This is a genomic window from Streptomyces incanus (assembly GCF_042656345.1).
Classification (GTDB): Bacteria; Actinomycetota; Actinomycetes; order Streptomycetales; family Streptomycetaceae; genus Streptomyces; species Streptomyces incanus.
On record NZ_JBHSPC010000117.1, the window covers coordinates 1 to 14,916 of the forward strand.

General features: G+C 71.9%; 15 protein-coding genes and 1 pseudogene. 7 read left to right on the forward strand and 9 right to left on the reverse strand.

The window, feature by feature from the left end; translation table 11 throughout:
* Positions 1–353 (forward strand): CBS domain-containing protein (locus tag ACFP2V_RS31665; RefSeq protein ID WP_381218715.1); only part of this gene is annotated, 353 nt, incomplete at its 5' end.
* Positions 354–781: 428 nt separating this feature from the next.
* Here ACFP2V_RS31665 and ACFP2V_RS31670 read toward each other — a convergent pair.
* The 3 genes and pseudogenes from ACFP2V_RS31670 to ACFP2V_RS31680 all read right to left on the reverse strand — a co-directional run bounded on the left by ACFP2V_RS31670 (position 782) and on the right by ACFP2V_RS31680 (position 3,202).
* Positions 782–1,163: pseudogene (locus ACFP2V_RS31670) on the reverse strand (ATP-binding protein).
* Between the two features lie 1,158 nt (positions 1,164–2,321).
* Entirely contained in the window at positions 2,322–2,618 is a 297-nt protein-coding gene (locus ACFP2V_RS31675; RefSeq protein ID WP_381218716.1) for a hypothetical protein, read from the reverse strand.
* A 350-nt stretch (positions 2,619–2,968) separates the two neighbouring features.
* A complete protein-coding gene (locus ACFP2V_RS31680; RefSeq protein ID WP_381218717.1) occupies positions 2,969–3,202 on the reverse strand; it encodes a hypothetical protein in 234 nt (77 codons plus the stop codon).
* Between the two features lie 190 nt (positions 3,203–3,392).
* On the opposite strand from ACFP2V_RS31680, the gene ACFP2V_RS31685 reads away from it, so the two are divergent.
* The 3 genes from ACFP2V_RS31685 to ACFP2V_RS31695 all read left to right on the forward strand — a co-directional run bounded on the left by ACFP2V_RS31685 (position 3,393) and on the right by ACFP2V_RS31695 (position 6,173).
* On the forward strand, positions 3,393–3,800 hold the full coding sequence (locus tag ACFP2V_RS31685; protein ID WP_381218718.1) for a RidA family protein: 408 nt from the start codon (positions 3,393–3,395) through the stop codon (positions 3,798–3,800).
* An 87-nt stretch (positions 3,801–3,887) separates the two neighbouring features.
* Positions 3,888–4,622 (forward strand): translation initiation factor IF-2, encoded by a 735-nt coding sequence (locus ACFP2V_RS31690; RefSeq protein WP_381218719.1) that lies wholly within the window; start codon positions 3,888–3,890, stop codon positions 4,620–4,622.
* 669 nt (positions 4,623–5,291) lie between these two features.
* On the forward strand, positions 5,292–6,173 hold the full coding sequence (locus ACFP2V_RS31695) for a MaoC/PaaZ C-terminal domain-containing protein (protein WP_381218720.1): 882 nt from the start codon (positions 5,292–5,294) through the stop codon (positions 6,171–6,173).
* Between the two features lie 204 nt (positions 6,174–6,377).
* Here the strand turns inward: ACFP2V_RS31695 and ACFP2V_RS31700 are convergent, their stop codons facing one another.
* Both ACFP2V_RS31700 and ACFP2V_RS31705 read right to left on the reverse strand, forming a co-directional pair.
* Positions 6,378–6,545, reverse strand: a complete 168-nt coding sequence (locus tag ACFP2V_RS31700; RefSeq protein ID WP_381218721.1) for a hypothetical protein — start codon at positions 6,543–6,545, stop codon at positions 6,378–6,380.
* A gap of 97 nt (positions 6,546–6,642) precedes the next feature.
* On the reverse strand, positions 6,643–7,881 hold the full coding sequence (locus ACFP2V_RS31705) for a hypothetical protein (protein WP_381218722.1): 1,239 nt from the start codon (positions 7,879–7,881) through the stop codon (positions 6,643–6,645).
* 197 nt (positions 7,882–8,078) lie between these two features.
* On the opposite strand from ACFP2V_RS31705, the gene ACFP2V_RS31710 reads away from it, so the two are divergent.
* From ACFP2V_RS31710 to ACFP2V_RS31720, 3 genes are read left to right on the forward strand one after another with little or no spacing between them, the layout of a single operon-like run.
* Positions 8,079–8,945, forward strand: a complete 867-nt coding sequence (locus ACFP2V_RS31710) for a Nif3-like dinuclear metal center hexameric protein (RefSeq protein ID WP_381218723.1) — start codon at positions 8,079–8,081, stop codon at positions 8,943–8,945.
* Complete coding sequence (locus ACFP2V_RS31715; protein ID WP_381218761.1) at positions 8,942–9,685, forward strand: zinc ribbon domain-containing protein; 744 nt, start codon at positions 8,942–8,944, stop codon at positions 9,683–9,685. Before ACFP2V_RS31710 ends, ACFP2V_RS31715 begins: the two co-directional genes overlap by 4 nt.
* Positions 9,686–9,726: 41 nt before the next feature.
* Entirely contained in the window at positions 9,727–11,277 is a 1,551-nt protein-coding gene (locus ACFP2V_RS31720) for a bifunctional RNase H/acid phosphatase (protein WP_381218724.1), read from the forward strand.
* Here the strand turns inward: ACFP2V_RS31720 and eda are convergent.
* From eda to ACFP2V_RS31740, 4 genes are all read right to left on the reverse strand, one after another.
* Positions 11,252–11,956, reverse strand: coding sequence for a bifunctional 4-hydroxy-2-oxoglutarate aldolase/2-dehydro-3-deoxy-phosphogluconate aldolase (gene eda, locus ACFP2V_RS31725; protein WP_381218725.1), 705 nt, complete (start codon positions 11,954–11,956; stop codon positions 11,252–11,254). The genes ACFP2V_RS31720 and eda overlap by 26 nt on opposite strands.
* A 79-nt stretch (positions 11,957–12,035) precedes the next feature.
* Complete coding sequence (gene yaaA / locus ACFP2V_RS31730) at positions 12,036–12,818, reverse strand: peroxide stress protein YaaA (protein ID WP_381218726.1); 783 nt, start codon at positions 12,816–12,818, stop codon at positions 12,036–12,038.
* 49 nt (positions 12,819–12,867) lie between these two features.
* On the reverse strand, positions 12,868–13,470 hold the full coding sequence (locus ACFP2V_RS31735) for a hypothetical protein (RefSeq protein ID WP_381218727.1): 603 nt from the start codon (positions 13,468–13,470) through the stop codon (positions 12,868–12,870).
* A complete protein-coding gene (locus ACFP2V_RS31740; protein WP_381218728.1) occupies positions 13,467–14,225 on the reverse strand; it encodes a MerR family transcriptional regulator in 759 nt (252 codons plus the stop codon). The genes ACFP2V_RS31735 and ACFP2V_RS31740 overlap by 4 nt, the downstream gene beginning before the upstream one ends.
* Between the last annotated feature and the right edge of the window lie 691 nt (positions 14,226–14,916).

The window sequence follows — 14,916 nt, forward strand, 5'->3', positions numbered from 1 at the left end:
GCGCCGACTGGACGATCCCCCGGGCCGCGCGGGAACTCCGCAGGCGGCACGTCAAGCAGTTGCCGGTGGTCGGCGACGACGGGCTCCTCACCGGCATCGTCACCCGCAGCGACCTGCTCGACGCCTTCCTCCGCTCCGACGTCGAGATCCGCGGCGAGGTCGAGCAGGACGTCCTGGGGCGCATCCTCGGCCTGGACGAGGGCACCGTCGCGGTCGAGGTCCGGGACGGGGTCGTCACCCTTCGGGGACACGTCCCGGAACCGCGGCTCGTTCCGGTGGTCGTGGGTCTCTGCCAGGGCGTCGACGGTGTCGTCGCCGTGGACGCCCACCTCGCCGCCACCCGGGCGGGCTAAGTTTTCTGCCCCGGGAGGGCCGACCACCAGGTGCAGGCGAGCAGCTCCCGGCACGAGACCGTCCCCACCCACCCACGATCACTCTCCGTCTATCGCATCAGATGCGAACCTGGGGGCGTCTTCGCAGGTTAATCGCCCGATGGAGTGACGCACCCGCAAAGGCGCCGCCGCGACGGCTAGCGTGGTTCCGCGCGATGCCGAGGTCAACGTCCCTGGTGGGACCGCTCGCCCGCGGTTCGGGGGTGACTTCCAGGTTGGGTGTCGCCTCTTCGCATCCGATGCAATGGGCGTCGGTAGAACCAACGGAACAGCCAGTAACGCCCAGCACTTGATCTTGGTCGTTCAGCAGGGGCGATCAGCCCCGTGCGGGGGTTCGGAGGATGATCCTCGATCGCTGCCGGGGGGCGGCTACCGGGCGAGGAGGACGTTTACGGCCTTGCCGGCGGGCATCCGTCGGACGTCCGGCGGGTGTCCGCGGTGGCGCGGGCGAGGCAGTTGACCATGGGCCGGCCGAAGCCTCCGGCGCCGTCGTTCAGGTCGGGGGTGCGCATGAGCGGCGCCTGCGGACTGCGGTCGTGCACGGCTACCTCGATGCTGTCCGGGTGCGCACTCAGGTCGAGGGTGCAGGTGCCGCCTCCGTGGCGCACGGGCGTTGGTGACGAGCTCCGGGACGACCAGGACCACGGTGTCGGCGGCCTCCATTGTGAGCTGCCGTACGAGGCCGTCGAGGGGGTCCCGGGCGCTCTCGCGTGCGCCCGCGACGGATGTCGCGGAGCGGGCGGTCGCGACGTCGAAGCTCATCGTGTCCATCAGGTCACCCTGGTCTCTGGATCACCCGTGCCCGGTCCTGTCTGCGAGGTGCTTTGCCCCGGTCTGGGGCGGTCGACCCGGTGACGGCCGCCTTGCGCCTGCCCGCGTCACTGTTCGAGGTCGATTACCTCATTGTCGAACACGTAGAAACCTATGTTGGCCGGAGTAGACATTGGTCTGTGGTGTGGTTATGGTTTCTCTCGTAGCCGAGATCAGCAAGGCCCGGCAGAGACGAACTGCCGGGCAGCAGTACCCGCAGTTGCAGTGCGCAGGACGGTGCGGTGGTGGAGTTCCGAAGCCAGAGCGGTTGCAGGACGGCGACGGGGCTGACGACCGGACCGGGTGGCCCGCGGTGATCAGGGGCCGCCGTGAGCAGGACCGCGGTCAACGCGGTGGCAGTACCCGCAAGTGCAGTTCGTAGTACCCAGCAGCGAAGTGAGCAGTACCTCGGTGAAGGCGTCGGCTGCGGACGCGCGCACCGGGAGGTTCGGCAGTGGGGTTCCAAGCCAGAGCAGACGCAGGACGGGCGACGGGGCCGGCTGCCGAAGAGTGGCGCTGTCACAGGCCACCAGCAGTTCGCAGTATCAGTAGTACAAGCAGTGCGTAGTCCCCCGTTGGCAAGTAGTTGATCAAGAGGGAAGAACGGAGGAGCCAGGCGCCATCAGGATCGCCCGGGTCGAAGTCTTGAGCCCGGGTACCGCAGGACATCGATAGTGAGATGGTCTCCGGTCAAGCAACCGCGATCCCCGCACCCCCGACGGCATCTCGGTCGGGTCTGCGGACACAGAAGGCCGGCGCAGTACCAGGGCCGGCAGATGGTGTAGCAGTTCCTTCGGGGCCCTGGTGCCGTACGGCACCAGGGCCCCTCCATACGTTCCACAGAGAGGTGCGCTCGAAGAAACCCGGCGCATCAACGCCGAACACCGCCGTGCCGCCGGAGCGACGAACCCGACGGCCGCGGCCTGAGACGGCTGAGACCCGCGGCTTCCCCGCGAGCTGTGCGGATGGCCGTTCCGCACGGGACACGGTGCCGGAGCCCGGCATGGCGTCGCCGCCCTGGCGGGCGAGGTGGCCCGGTCGGGCTGTACGAGTACCCGACCACGGGGCGGCGCTGGGACTACAGGAGCCAGTGTCCCGAGAATGCGCCGGGCAACAGGTTCAGCAGGGCCACACGATGCCCTCGGTCTTCACGTTCCCGCTGTAGATCCAGCCGCGGGTGTAGTTCGGGTAGGTGCTGACGTAGTACCAGGTGCTGTCGTAGGTGTTCTTGTAGTAGCAGTAGATGACCATGGGCCAGCCCTGCTGCAGTGTCTCCCTCGTGCCGCAGTCGGCGTAGGGACCTGGCCGCAGTGGGGCGGTCGGATTTTTGACCGAGCCCGAGGTCGGGTCGTCGTACCAGTCGGGGTTCGGAGACCATGTCGTAGGACAAGCCAGAGCGATTGCGTCGCCCGACACGCCCGACACGCCCGACACGTCTGCCGGCGCGGCAGAAGCCGCAGAGGCTGGCGCGGTCAGCGCCAAAGCGGCCGCGACTGTGGTCATCGCCACGCTTGCTCTCCTGGATAACAGGCGCATTGTTCCTCCACCGTCTCAGCGGACGTTTCCGCTCTCAGCTGCGGTTCGGCCTCGCCGCCGACTGACCGCGACCGCCGAAACCGGTTCAACCCTGACCGACTGCCGGGCGGGGTGAATAGAGCGCGAATCGGTCACGCTGTTTCATCCTGTTCGCGGGCAGTCTCCAGGGCGCCGCTGCAGAATCTGCGGGAGCGCGCCGGCCGACGAGACCCGCTCCACCTCCGACGCCGTTAGCGCACGATCTCCCTGCGACCGGGCCGGCCGGGTGCCGCTCGGGGAGTTCCGCAGCACCTTCCCGAAGTACACGTCGGCTCGGCCGGCTCCCTCTCCCACAGCGGCCGGCCGAACCAGGTCCTGATCTGCTCCAGGTGCCCGACGTCCCCGCGGATGGTGCCGTCGGCCAGGCCCGCCGAGGCCCTCGCGAGGACGAACCCGGACAGCATGTCGGCCTCGAACCGCTCCAACTCCTCCTCCGCCGCCGCTGGCGCCCAACGTTCACGCGGGTCCCGCGCACGACTGTCGGCGCCGCCAACCCGAGCCTCCTCGCCTTCGGCCCGACTGAGGACCGGTCGGACGAGGTGAGAAAGCTTCAAGACTCCCGAAGCCACGTCACAAGGCCACAGAGCACCCGAAGGAGGAAGAACCGCTCCCCGCATGAGCGAGCGACGCGCGATCCTCAGCGGATCGACCTACGAGGAGCAGATCGGCTACGCCCGAGCCGTGGTCGACGGCGACCGGGTGCACGTATCCGGGACGACCGGCTTCGACTACCGCACGATGACCATCTCGGACGACGTCGTCGAGCAGGCCGAGCAGTGCCTCCGCAACATCGAACACGCGCTGAAGGAAGCGGACTGCGCCTTCGCGGACGTCGTCCGGGTGCGTTGTCTCCTCCCCAACCGCGACGACTTCGAGTCGTGCCGGCCTCTGCTCCGCGGCCGCTTCGGCGACGTTCGGCCCGCCGCCGAGATGATGGTCTGTGGCCTCGCCGACCCCCGGACGAAGATCGGGATCGAGGTGTACGCCCGCCGCCGGAAGCTCACGGGGTGCGCCCACGTCTGATCGCCGCACCGGCTGAGTACGATCACCTACGCCGGTCTGAGTACGCGAGCGGTTGCCCGCCGCGCGCGGCGCCGGAAGGGTGGACGCATGCGCCGACTGCTGCTGCTCGCCCCGCTGTTGCTGTTCACCGTCGGCTGCGGGGTGGTGCAGTCCTCCGAGGACGAGGCGGCGGACGCCGCACGGGAGGTGGCCAGGAAGGCGGGCGAGCGGCTCTACGGCCAGCGTCCGCGCACGGCGGAGGAGGTCGGGCGCTCCGCTTCCGGCATCGACGGGGTGGAGGTACTGCGGGTGACGGGTACCTCGACACACGACGGGGACGGCGTCGACGTGGTCGTCCGCACGTCCGGCTCGGCGTACAACGGATGGCTCGACCTCGAGGAGGTCGCCGTGCGGCGCTGTTTCGCGGTGCGGGTGTCGCCCAAGTCGGAGTGGGGTGAGGGCCCCCGTGACGTGGACTGCCCGGATGGCCCTCCGCTGGCCTTCGCCCCGCCACCCGAGCCGCCCCGGCTGCCGTACGAGGAGCTCCGCGCGAAACTTCCCCGGGTGCCGAAGGGCGGCCGGGTGGACGAGGCCGAGGTGCGCCGTACGCTCGCCGCCCTGGACCTGCATCCGGCGATCCGTACCGAGGCGAAGGCGGACGGCGGCCGGGTCGGCGTTCTCCTGTCGGTGAAGGGCAACGGCTTCGACGCGCAGGACTGCCTACTTGCCCGTGTGGGCCCCGGCGCCACCGAGGTGTGGGTGCCGCCCCGGATCCAGCGGATGCCCGGAGAGGGCGGCTGCACCGTCGGCAACGCCCTGGACCCGGCACCGCCACCGCACTGAACGGGGTGCCCGGCTCCGGCGAAAGCCGCCTGCGCCTTCCCCGCCGCCTCCGCGATGTCGCCCATCGCCTCTACCGTCCCTCGGAAGCGGACCGGGATCATGAGCAGAAGTACTCAGGACCCCGGTGGGTGGTCAGTGCAGGAGCGGCGAGCCGGTCGGCTTCCACGCCTGGGCACCCTTGCCCGCCGTCTTCGGTGCCGTAGACGACGGTGGCGTCCGACGAGTACCACAGGCCCTTGCTGAACGTGGCGGACGGAGCCGTGCACGTCCGCACGACGACCTTCAGAGTCACACACCAGCCGAACCTCAGGCCGGCACACCCCAATCAATCGCGGGTCAGCCCATGAGGGCGGATGGGGCGGTACGTCCCCGGCGAGGCGTGTGCCCCGCCCCGACGTGGGGCATACGATTCCCGGGCGCGAGGCGCCCGTCCGGCCCGTCTTGCCCGTCCACCCATGCCGTCGCGCCGTCGACTGGCACTGTGTCAGGAGTCTTCGCGGCGGCCGGGGCCGGGCTGTACAGGGGGCGCGGTTCTGGGACGCGTTCCGGAACCGGCGGGTTTCCGCGGCCCGGGACCACCCTGGTGCGACCGACGGTGCGGACGGTCGTACCGGGACCTGCCGTACCGGGGTCTTCGAGCCCGGCATCCTTCCGGCAATCAGGAGTCCCATGCCCATCGACGCAGCCAAGGCGCTCGCCGCGGAACCCCGGACCGGCGAGATCTCCTGGGGGCGCAAGGACGTCCAGCTCTACCACCTCGGCATCGGCGCGGGCATCCCCGCCACCGACCCCGGCGAACTGCGCTACACCCTGGAGTCCGGGCTGCACGTCCTGCCGAGTTTCGCCACCGTCGCGGGAGCCGGGTCCCCCGGGGTGATCGCCGGACTGTCGATGCCCGGCGTCGACGTCGACCTCGCCCGCGTCCTGCACGGCGGCCAGTCGCTGACCCTGTACCGCCCCCTGCCCGCCGAGGGCACCGCCACCACCGCCAGCCGTATCGCGGCGGTCCACGACAAGGGCAAGGCGGCCGTCCTCGTGATGCGCACCGACGTCGCCGACGCCGACGGCCCGCTGTGGACCAGCGACGCGCAGATCTACGTACGCGGCGAGGGCGGCTGGGGCGGCGACCGCGGACCGTCCGCCCGGCGGAAGACTCCCGCCCGGCCACCGGACCGGACCGTCGAGCGGACGATCCGGGAGGACCAGGCCCTGCTCTACCGCCTCTCCGGCGACTGGAACCCGCTGCACGCCGACCCCGGGTTCGCGAAGCTCGCCGGATTCGAGCGGCCGATCCTGCACGGGCTGTGCACCTACGGCATGACGCTCAAGGCGGTCGTCGACACGCTGCTCGGCGGGGACGTCGCCCGCGTCCGCGGCTACGCCACCCGGTTCGCCGGGATCGTGTACCCGGGCGAGACGCTCCGCATCCGCATGTGGCGCGGCCACAGCGGCGACGGTGGTGCCGACGGCGGCGAAGTGCGGGTGGCCGTGAGCGCCGTCGAGAGGGACGACGCGCCCGTCCTCGCCGACACGGTCGTCACACACTCCTGAACCGGCCGGCCCACAAGCTGAGGGAGACCGGCCATGAGCGCCGCCGCGGGCATCAACGGGCCACTGTTCTTCGTGCACGGCGACATGGTCACGGTCGTCGAACGGCCCCGCTCGTCCATGACGAACGGGGCCGCTCAGCTGTCCAGTCGGCGCCTACGTGCCTACACGCCTACGCGCGTACCCGAGTACGCGCCCGACGTGACGTCAGGCAGCCTTCTCCGCTTGCTCGTTCTCGTTGGCGGGCCTCCGGTGGCGGCCGTGAGGGGCCGTCGTGGAGTCCTGCCGGGATACCGGGCCGCGGTGCTTGCCGTGCCCGGTGGCGGTCTGCCCGCCGTCGGCGGTCTGTGGCTGGTTGGTGCTCGCATCGTTCATCGGAAGGAACTCACCCCGTAAACATGATCTTTCCTACGGCCGGGTGAGTTTAACCGGCGGACCAGGGGGTGGATCCAGACGGCCACGCCGACTGCCACTACTTCGTTACAAGCCGTCCCAGGGGCGCCTGTTGCAGGGGGACGGGGCGGAGTGCGGCCGGTTCGGCCGGAGTCATGGACTCCCCTTCCGAAGAGGGCTGTTCAGGCTTCGCGGAGGAGCTCTTCCCGCCCTCCTTCCCTGCTTGCTCCGACTGCCGTTTCGGCCCCGGCGGGTTCAGCACGGCCACCCCGCACGGCATCGCCGGCGTGGCGCACGGCAGGCGCAGCACCCCGTCCGCCGTCCACACTCCGGTGCCGGCCAACCACCCTTCGGGAGCCGGGAGATGATGCAATTGCCGCTGGGCCGGCCGCCACACCCCGACCCAGCTGCCGAGCGGCCCGTCGACGCGCAGCGCCACCGCGGCCCCCTCCGGCGTCAGCACCTGGCCGGGCTGGATCGCGAACGGCGTGACCGCGCAGTCCGGCAGCCGCAGACACGTGGGGAAGCGCACCGGCAGGGTGCTGCCCAGCACCCCCCAGCCCAGTCGGCCCTGCCCCGGCGAGGGCGCGTCCGAGCGGACCAGCAGCAGGCCGCTGTCCGGGTCGGCGAGCAGGATCCGGTCGTCGCTCTCCTCGGCGATCTGCAGCAGCGGCGACACCTCGCCCCCGCGCTCCAGGTCCACGACGACCGCCTTGGTGCGCCCGCCGGTCTCCCGGTCCAGGGAGAGCATCCGGCCGGCGCGGTCCAGCCACGCCCCGCCCGAGCAGCGGCCCGGGATCTCGGCGACGTGCTCGGGCCCGAAGGCGCCGCCCTCCACCAGCCACAGGGCCGTCGACCGCGGGCCCACGGTAACGGCGTACGCTCGCCGCCCGCACGGCGCGGGCGGCAGGAGCCGCAGCCGGGTCTCCTCGTCCGGGCACACGACCGCGCCGAGCATCACCTCGCCGGTGCCGGGACCGGTCGGGTACAACAGGGAGAACGTGTGCCTCCCGTCCACCAGCCGGTGGATGAGGACCCGCCCGTCGCCCATGGGCTGTACCTCGGTGCCGGGCTCCTCGGGCCGGCCGGCGCGCAGCGGCACCGCGTAGGGCTCGGGGCCGTCCAGGGTCCAGCGCTCCGGGAACAGGGAGTCGCCTTCGCGGGCGAGGCGCGCACCGTAGGAGCCGTCGGCACTGAGGACGCAGCCCGGCGGCGCCGCCACCGCCGTCCTCTCCCCGTGCCCGGTGCCCTCGTGACCCGAGACCTCGTGACCCGGAACCTCCCGGCCCGTGGAAGGCTCGATCGCACACATCGTCATCGTTCGGTCACCTCCGGCGACGAAGGTAGTTTTCGTACGCGTGGGCGGGAGGCCCACCGGGCCCCGCTTCACACATAAGGGTGTTCCAGGAACGATTCGCCTGAAGGAGCGGAGGCGTGTGTGCCGGCCGGGTGCGGGCGCCGTTCCCGTGCCCGCACCGGTACTGCCGCACCAAGCAGCCAGGTAGCCTTGCGTTTGTGCCCCGTCTGTCTGAAGTCATCACCGCGCTCGAGACCCTTTGGCCCGTCGAGCGGGCCGAGTCCTGGGACGCGGTCGGTACCGTCACGGGTGACCCCGACCAGGAGGTCGGCCGGGTCCTGTTCGCGGTGGACCCCGTCCAGGAGATCGTCGACGAGGCGGTGGAGCTGGGCGCCGACCTGCTCGTCACCCACCACCCGCTCTACCTGCGGGGCACGACCACCGTCGCGGCCTCCACATCCAAGGGCCGTGTGGTGCACACGCTCATCAGGAACGACATCGCGCTGCACGTCGCCCACACCAACGCCGACACGGCCGACCCCGGTGTGAGCGACGCCCTGGCCGGCGCCCTGGACCTGCGTGTCGTCCGGCCGCTGGTGCCGGACACCACGGACCCCAAGGGCCGCCGCGGGCTCGGCCGCGTCTGCGAACTGGACCACCCGCTGACCGTCCGCGAGTTCGCCGCCCGCGCCGCCGAGCGTCTGCCCAGCACCGCGCAAGGCATTCGCGTCGCCGGTGACCCCGAGGCGCTCGTGCGTACGATCGCCGTCAGCGGCGGCTCCGGCGACAGCCTCTTCGCCCACGTCCGGGCGGCCGACGCGGACGCGTACCTCACCGCGGACCTGCGCCATCACCCGGCGTCGGAGTTCGCGGCGGATCACGCCGCCGACCGTTCCCTCGCACTGCTCGACGCGGCGCACTGGGCCACCGAGTGGCCCTGGTGCGAACTGGCCGCGGCCCAGCTCGACGAGATCTCCGACCGTCACGGATGGGGACTGCGGGTCCACGTCTCCGCCACGGTCACCGACCCCTGGACCGCCCACGCGGCGTCCTCCGACATCGATACCTCTGGAGCCCCCAACTGAACGCCGAGCCCGCCGACCAGATCCGACTCCTCGACGTCCAGGATCTCGACGTCCGCCTTCAGCAGCTCGCGTACAAGCGGAAGTCGCTCCCCGAGCACGCCGAGATCGAGTCGCTGACCCGGGACCTCACCCAGCTGCGTGACCTGCACGTGGCCGCGCAGACCGAGGAGAGCGACTGCGCCCGCGAGCAGGTCAAGGCCGAACAGGACGTGGACCAGGTGCGCCAGCGCGCCGCCCGCGACCAGAAGCGCCTCGACTCCGGCGCCGTCTCCTCGCCCAAGGACCTGGAGAACCTCCAGCGCGAGATCGTCTCCCTCGCCAAGCGCCAGGGCGCCCTCGAGGACGTCGTCCTGGAGGTCATGGAGCGCCGCGAGTCCGCGCAGGAGCGGGCCGGCGAACTGGCCGAGCGGGTCACCTCCGTCCAGGCGCGGATCGACGACGCGACCGCCCGCCGGGACGCGGCCTGCGCGGAGATCGACGGCGAGACGGCCACGATCACCAAGGAGCGCGGGGTCATCGCCGTATCCGTCCCCGCGGACCTGCTCAAGCTGTACGAGAAGCTGCGCGAGCAGCAGGGCGGCATCGGCGCGGCGAAGCTGTACGCCCGCACCTGCCAGGGCTGCCGCCAGGAACTCGCCATCACCGAGCTGAACGAGATCCGCCACGCCGCGCCCGACACCGTGGTGCGCTGCGAGAACTGCCGTCGCATTCTGGTCCGCACGTCGGAGTCGGGCCTGTAAGGGATCCAGGGGGATCCAAGGAGATCTGAGGGGATTTCCCGGTGAGGGAGTTCATCGTCGAGGCGGACGGCGGGTCGCGGGGCAACCCGGGACCCGCCGGCTACGGGGCCGTGGTCGGTGACGCGGCGACGGGGGAGACGCTGACGGAGGCGGCCGAGTACCTCGGCACCACCACGAACAACGTCGCCGAGTACTCGGGCCTGCTGGCCGGCCTGCGGGCCGCCTACGAGCTGGACCCGGAGGCCACGGTCCATGTCCGGATGGACTCCAAGCTCGTCGTCGAGCAGATGTCGGGCCGCTGGAAGATCAAACACCCCGCCATGAAGCCGTTGGCAGCCGAGGCGGCACGCGTCTTCCCGCCGGGCCGGGTCACGTACGAGTGGATCCCGCGCGAGCGGAACAAGCACGCGGACCGCCTGGCGAACGAGGCGATGGACGCGGGGGCGCGGGGTGAGCCCTGGCGCGCGTCGGCCTCACGCGCCGCGCTGGACACACCGGCCGCGCGACCGGTGACACCCGAGCGGCCCGAGCGGCCCGGATCGCTTGGGGAGACCGGAGCCCAGGGGGCCGACGCGCGGGGGGCGGATGCCGCTGGTGCTGAGGAGCGCAGCACCCCTGGCGGAAAGGCTGCCGCTGATGGGCGGACCGCATGGAACGCGCAGGACGGACGGCCGGCGGCAGCCGAGCGGTCGGGCCCGTCCGGGGACGCGGTGACTTGTGCGCCACGGGCCCACGCGGTGTCGGCCCCGGCCTCCGCCTTCGGCCCGGGGGCAGGCGTGCGAGGGGCCGGCGAGCCCGGGGCCGGGGTCGCCGACGCCGACGCGGGCAGCACCCCTGCGGGAAAGGCCGCCGCCGACCTGCGGGCCGCGCAGACCGTGGCCGCCCCCGGCACGGAGACGGACGCGGCCCGTGGCACCGGGTCGGCACCGGCCGCCACTCCCTCCTCGGGCTGGGCGCCCGCCGACATGGGCCCGCCGGCCACCTTCGTGCTCCTCCGGCACGGCGAGACCCCGCTGACCCCGCAGAAACGGTTCTCCGGCAGCGGCGGCAGCGACCCCTCCCTCTCCGACGTCGGCCGCGAGCAGGCCGAGAGGACCGCCGCGGCGCTCGCCCGGCGCGGCACCGTCCAGGCCGTCGTCGCCTCACCCCTGGCCCGCACCCGCGAGACCGCGGGCATCGTCGCCGCCCGCCTCGGCCTGGAGATGAGCGTGGAGGAGGGCCTGCGCGAGACCGACTTCGGCGCGTGGGAGGGCCTCACCTTCGCCGAGGTGCGCGAACGCCACCCCGAGGACCTGAACGCCTGGCTGTCCTCCCCGGAGGCCGAGCCCACCGGCGGCGGCGAGAGCTTCGCGGACACCGCGACCAGGGTCGCCGCCACCCGGGACAAGCTGACCGCCGCGTACGCGGGCCGCACGGTCCTGCTCGTCACCCACGTGACACCGATCAAGACCTTGATACGACTCGCCCTGGGCGCCCCGCCCGAGGCCCTGTTCCGGATGGAACTGTCGGCGGCCTCGCTCTCGGCGGTGGCGTACTACGCCGACGGCAACGCCAGCGTCCGGCTGTTCAACGAGACGTCCCACCTGCGCTGAGCCCCGCCGCCGCGCGGGCCAGCCGCTCGATCCGCGCCCAGTCGCGCGCCGCCACCGCGTCCGCCGGGAGCATCCAGCTCCCGCCGACACAGGCGACGTTGGGCAGGGCGAGATAGTCCGGCGCGGAGTCCGGGCCGATCCCTCCGGTCGGACAGAAGCGGGCCTGCGGAAGCGGCCCGGCGAGCGCCTTCAGATACGCGGTGCCGCCCGCGGCCTGCGCCGGGAAGAACTTCATCTCCCGTACCCCGCGCTCCAGCAGCGCCACGACCTCCGAGACCGTCGACACCCCCGGCAGGAACGGCACCCCGGACGCCCGCATCGCCTCCAGCAGGACATCCGTCCAGCCCGGACTGACCAGGAACCGCGCCCCGGCTGCCACCACCTCGTGCACCTGCCCCGGCGTGATCACCGTGCCGGCCCCGACCACCGCGTCCGGCACCTCGGCGGCGATCGCGCGAAGGGCGTCCTGCGCGGCGGGCGTCCGCAGGGTCACCTCGATCGCGGGCAGCCCACCGGCGACCAGCGCCCGCGCCAGCGGCACGGCGTCGGCGACGTCCTCGACCACGACGACCGGCACGACGGGCGCGAGATCCAGTACGGAGGCGGGGGCGGGGGCGGCCACGGCTTCGGGGGCGGGGACCGGCGGGGGCAGGGGAGCGGAGGGCGGGGAGGGGCTCATGGCGTCATCCTGCCTGCGGCGAAGCATCCTACGCAAAGGGTGTTGCGCAGGATGCAACACACGGGGTTTTCGGTGGTCCTCAGTGCACCTCGTCCACCAGCACGTCCAGCGCCCACGGCGTCCCCGCACGACCCGGCGCCTGCGCCTCCACCACGTACCCGAGATCCCGCAACGCCTCGACCAGCGCGGCGGGATCCTTCGGCGCGGCCCCGTCCGCCAGCAGACCGCGGACGATCCGCCCCTTGGTCGCCTTGTTGAAGTGGCTGACCACCTTCCGGGTCGGCGCGTGCAGCACCCGCACGGTCGCCGTACGGGCGGCCACCTCCCCCTTCGGCTTCCACGCCGCCGCGTACGCGGCCGACCGCAGGTCCAGCACCAGGCCGCTGCCGGCCGCCTCCGGCAGCACCGAGGCCATCGGCGTACGCCAGTGCGCGCCCAGCGCCCCGAGTCCCGGCAGCCGTACGCCCATCGAGCAGCGGTAGGAGGGAATCCGGTCGGTGACCGCGACCGCGCCCCACAGCCCCGAGAACACCAGCAGCGAGCGGGCGGCCCTGCGCTTGGCGGCCGGGTCGAGGGAGGCCAGGTCCAGGGCGTCGTACAGCACCCCGGTATAGATCTCCCCGGCGGGCCGGGCCCCGGCGGTACGCAGCTCCAGGTTCTTCGCGACCTCGCCCCGCAGCCCCTCGCTCAGCCCCAGCACCTCGCGCGCCTTGTCCTCGTCGGCGGCGCACAGCTCCACCAGCTCGGCGAGAACGGCCTCCCGAGCGTCGGCCAGCCCCGGCAGCGACAGGGACTGAAGCTTCAGCGGGGCGCCGCGGCCGGAAGCGGCCTTGCCTTCGGACGGCGGCAGCAGGACAAGCACGCGGTACTCCTCACGGTAGAGCTCAGCCGACAGGGTACGGTGCCGGGCCCTACGCCCGAGCGGCCCACCGCCCCGTCGTCAGCGCTCGGACCAGGACGTCGGACTCGTCGGCATGGAACCGTACGACGCGCACGTCCCGGTGCCGCCCGAAGAAGGTGACGTGGGTGACCGGCTCCGTGAGCTCCAGCGTGACCGTGGTCCGCGAACCGACCTCGACGTCCAGCTCCCCCTCCGCCCGCTCGTGGCTCATCCGCAGCTCACGCCGTACGGAGGCGATCCGCTCCAGCGGTATCCGCAGATCGACGTGGACGGCCCGGCGGATCCGCAGCGTGCCGGAGTCCGGGTCCAGCACATGGGGCCGTACGACGCCCGCGGCATGCAGCGCGACGACGAACACGACGGTGTACACGTCCAGGAACAGCACCACCGCGTGGACGGCCGGCCAGTCGAGCAGCAGCACGGACAGCGCCACCGTCTCGACCACGCACACGAACGCGAACCCGAACATGATCGCGCCCTGGCCCCGCGCGTACCCGAAGGGCGTCCCGCCCGCCGTACCGTGGGTGCGCCGTGCCAGCCACAGCACGAGGCTCACCATCAGCCGCAGCTCATGCCGGGCAAGGGCCCGGCCAACCCGCACGCCGTCCGTCATGTCGTTCGCTCCTCCATGATGATCCGCAGGGTGCGGCGGACCGCCTCCGCCTGGGCCGGGGGGAAGTCCGCGTACATGGCCCGCAGGAAACTGTCGTCCTGGTCGAAGGACGCCCCCTCCGGGAGCAGGCCCGGGGGCAGGCACTCGGCGAGGGCACGGGCCGCCTCGTCCACACGGGGGTCGTCCGGTCCGGCGTCGGCGAGTTCGTCGAGCAGCGCGTAGGCGGCGAGCGCCCGCTCCACCCCGCCGGGCACCTTCATGAACCCGGTCAGCAGACCCATCAGCTGCTCCCGCTGCTCAGGGGGCGCCGCGGTCTCGATGAGGGCGAGCATCTCCCGGTCCTTGGCCGCCATGGGCGAGTCGGATAGATCGGACACCTCCCGGAACAGTGCGGCCAGTTCGGGGGAGACAGGCCCCTCGGGGGTCGGCCCGCCCTCCGTCTCCAGCAACGCCCGCAGCCGCGCCCGGCGGTCCCGGATCGCCGCCTCCTGGCGCGCCAGGTCCTCGTCCAGCTCGGTCAGCACCTCGACGAGGTCCTTGCCGGCGTCGTCCGCGAGTACGTCCCGCACCTCGGCCAGCCCGAGCCCCAGCTCGGTCAGCCGCCTGATCCGCGCCAGCACGACGGCGTGCCGCAGCGTGTAGTCCCGGTACCCGTTGGCCCGCCGCTCCGGCTCCGGCAGCAGCCCCAGATGGTGGTAGTGCCGCACCGCCCGGGTGGTGACCCCGACGGCCGCGGCGAGTTCTCCGATCCGCATGCCCCCAGTAGAGACGTTGACGTCGCGGCAGGGTCAAGCGCACACGGACGGGCGAACCAAGCCCGTTCGCCCCGCGGCCGCGAAGAGATCCTCCCCGGAGGGGCGGACCGCCCGTTGATTTGTATGCCGGACGGGGGGCTGCCCGGCACCGGCCAGCTGATTACTCGCAAGCTCTCGCCCGGAGGATCGCCCTGGCTCAAGTAAGTGGCAATTTCCCTCCGCGTGGGTGCCGAATTGCTGGCGCATTTCCTGGTAAAACGCATCAGTAAGCAACGCCCTGAACTGTTCTGAACAACTGTCCGTGATGGAACTCGTGGCGACCGTGGCCGAATGTTAAAAGGTGAACGAAAATGATGCAATTCTACGGTTCCATGGTCCGGACCGCCGGCTCGTCCGAGGGCGGGCGACTCCTGGCTCCGGCGATTCTCCGTCGATGCGGGAGCGTTTCTGGAAGCGGACCACCGCGAGATGGAGAGTTCCGCGCGCTGCGGCGGACGGACCGCCGCGAATACGCTCGTCAAGCGCCCTGGCAAGCCTGTGGGCCGCCGTCGGGCGAGTGGTTTCGAGGAACTTCCGGAAATCGGCTGGCCGGGTTTATTTCGCGGACCGTCCGAGATATCATCCCTAACATGGCGAGTGCTATCCGAGGCGGATTCGTTCCTGCCCTCGTCGGGCGTCACCGGGCAGCGAC

What these genes read in the sequence shown, in the direction of transcription:
- ACFP2V_RS31685 (WP_381218718.1), top strand. Translation starts at nt 3,393, where the DNA reads ATGAGCGAGCGACGCGCGATCCTCAGCGGATCGACCTACGAGGAGCAG.
- ACFP2V_RS31690 (WP_381218719.1), top strand. Translation starts at nt 3,888, where the DNA reads ATGCGCCGACTGCTGCTGCTCGCCCCGCTGTTGCTGTTCACCGTCGGC.
- ACFP2V_RS31695 (WP_381218720.1), top strand. Translation starts at nt 5,292, where the DNA reads ATGCCCATCGACGCAGCCAAGGCGCTCGCCGCGGAACCCCGGACCGGC.
- ACFP2V_RS31700 (WP_381218721.1), bottom strand. Translation starts at nt 6,545, where the DNA reads ATGAACGATGCGAGCACCAACCAGCCACAGACCGCCGACGGCGGGCAG.
- ACFP2V_RS31705 (WP_381218722.1), bottom strand. Translation starts at nt 7,881, where the DNA reads ATGACGATGTGTGCGATCGAGCCTTCCACGGGCCGGGAGGTTCCGGGT.
- eda (WP_381218725.1), bottom strand. Translation starts at nt 11,956, where the DNA reads ATGAGCCCCTCCCCGCCCTCCGCTCCCCTGCCCCCGCCGGTCCCCGCC.
- ACFP2V_RS31735 (WP_381218727.1), bottom strand. Translation starts at nt 13,470, where the DNA reads ATGACGGACGGCGTGCGGGTTGGCCGGGCCCTTGCCCGGCATGAGCTG.
- ACFP2V_RS31740 (WP_381218728.1), bottom strand. Translation starts at nt 14,225, where the DNA reads ATGCGGATCGGAGAACTCGCCGCGGCCGTCGGGGTCACCACCCGGGCG.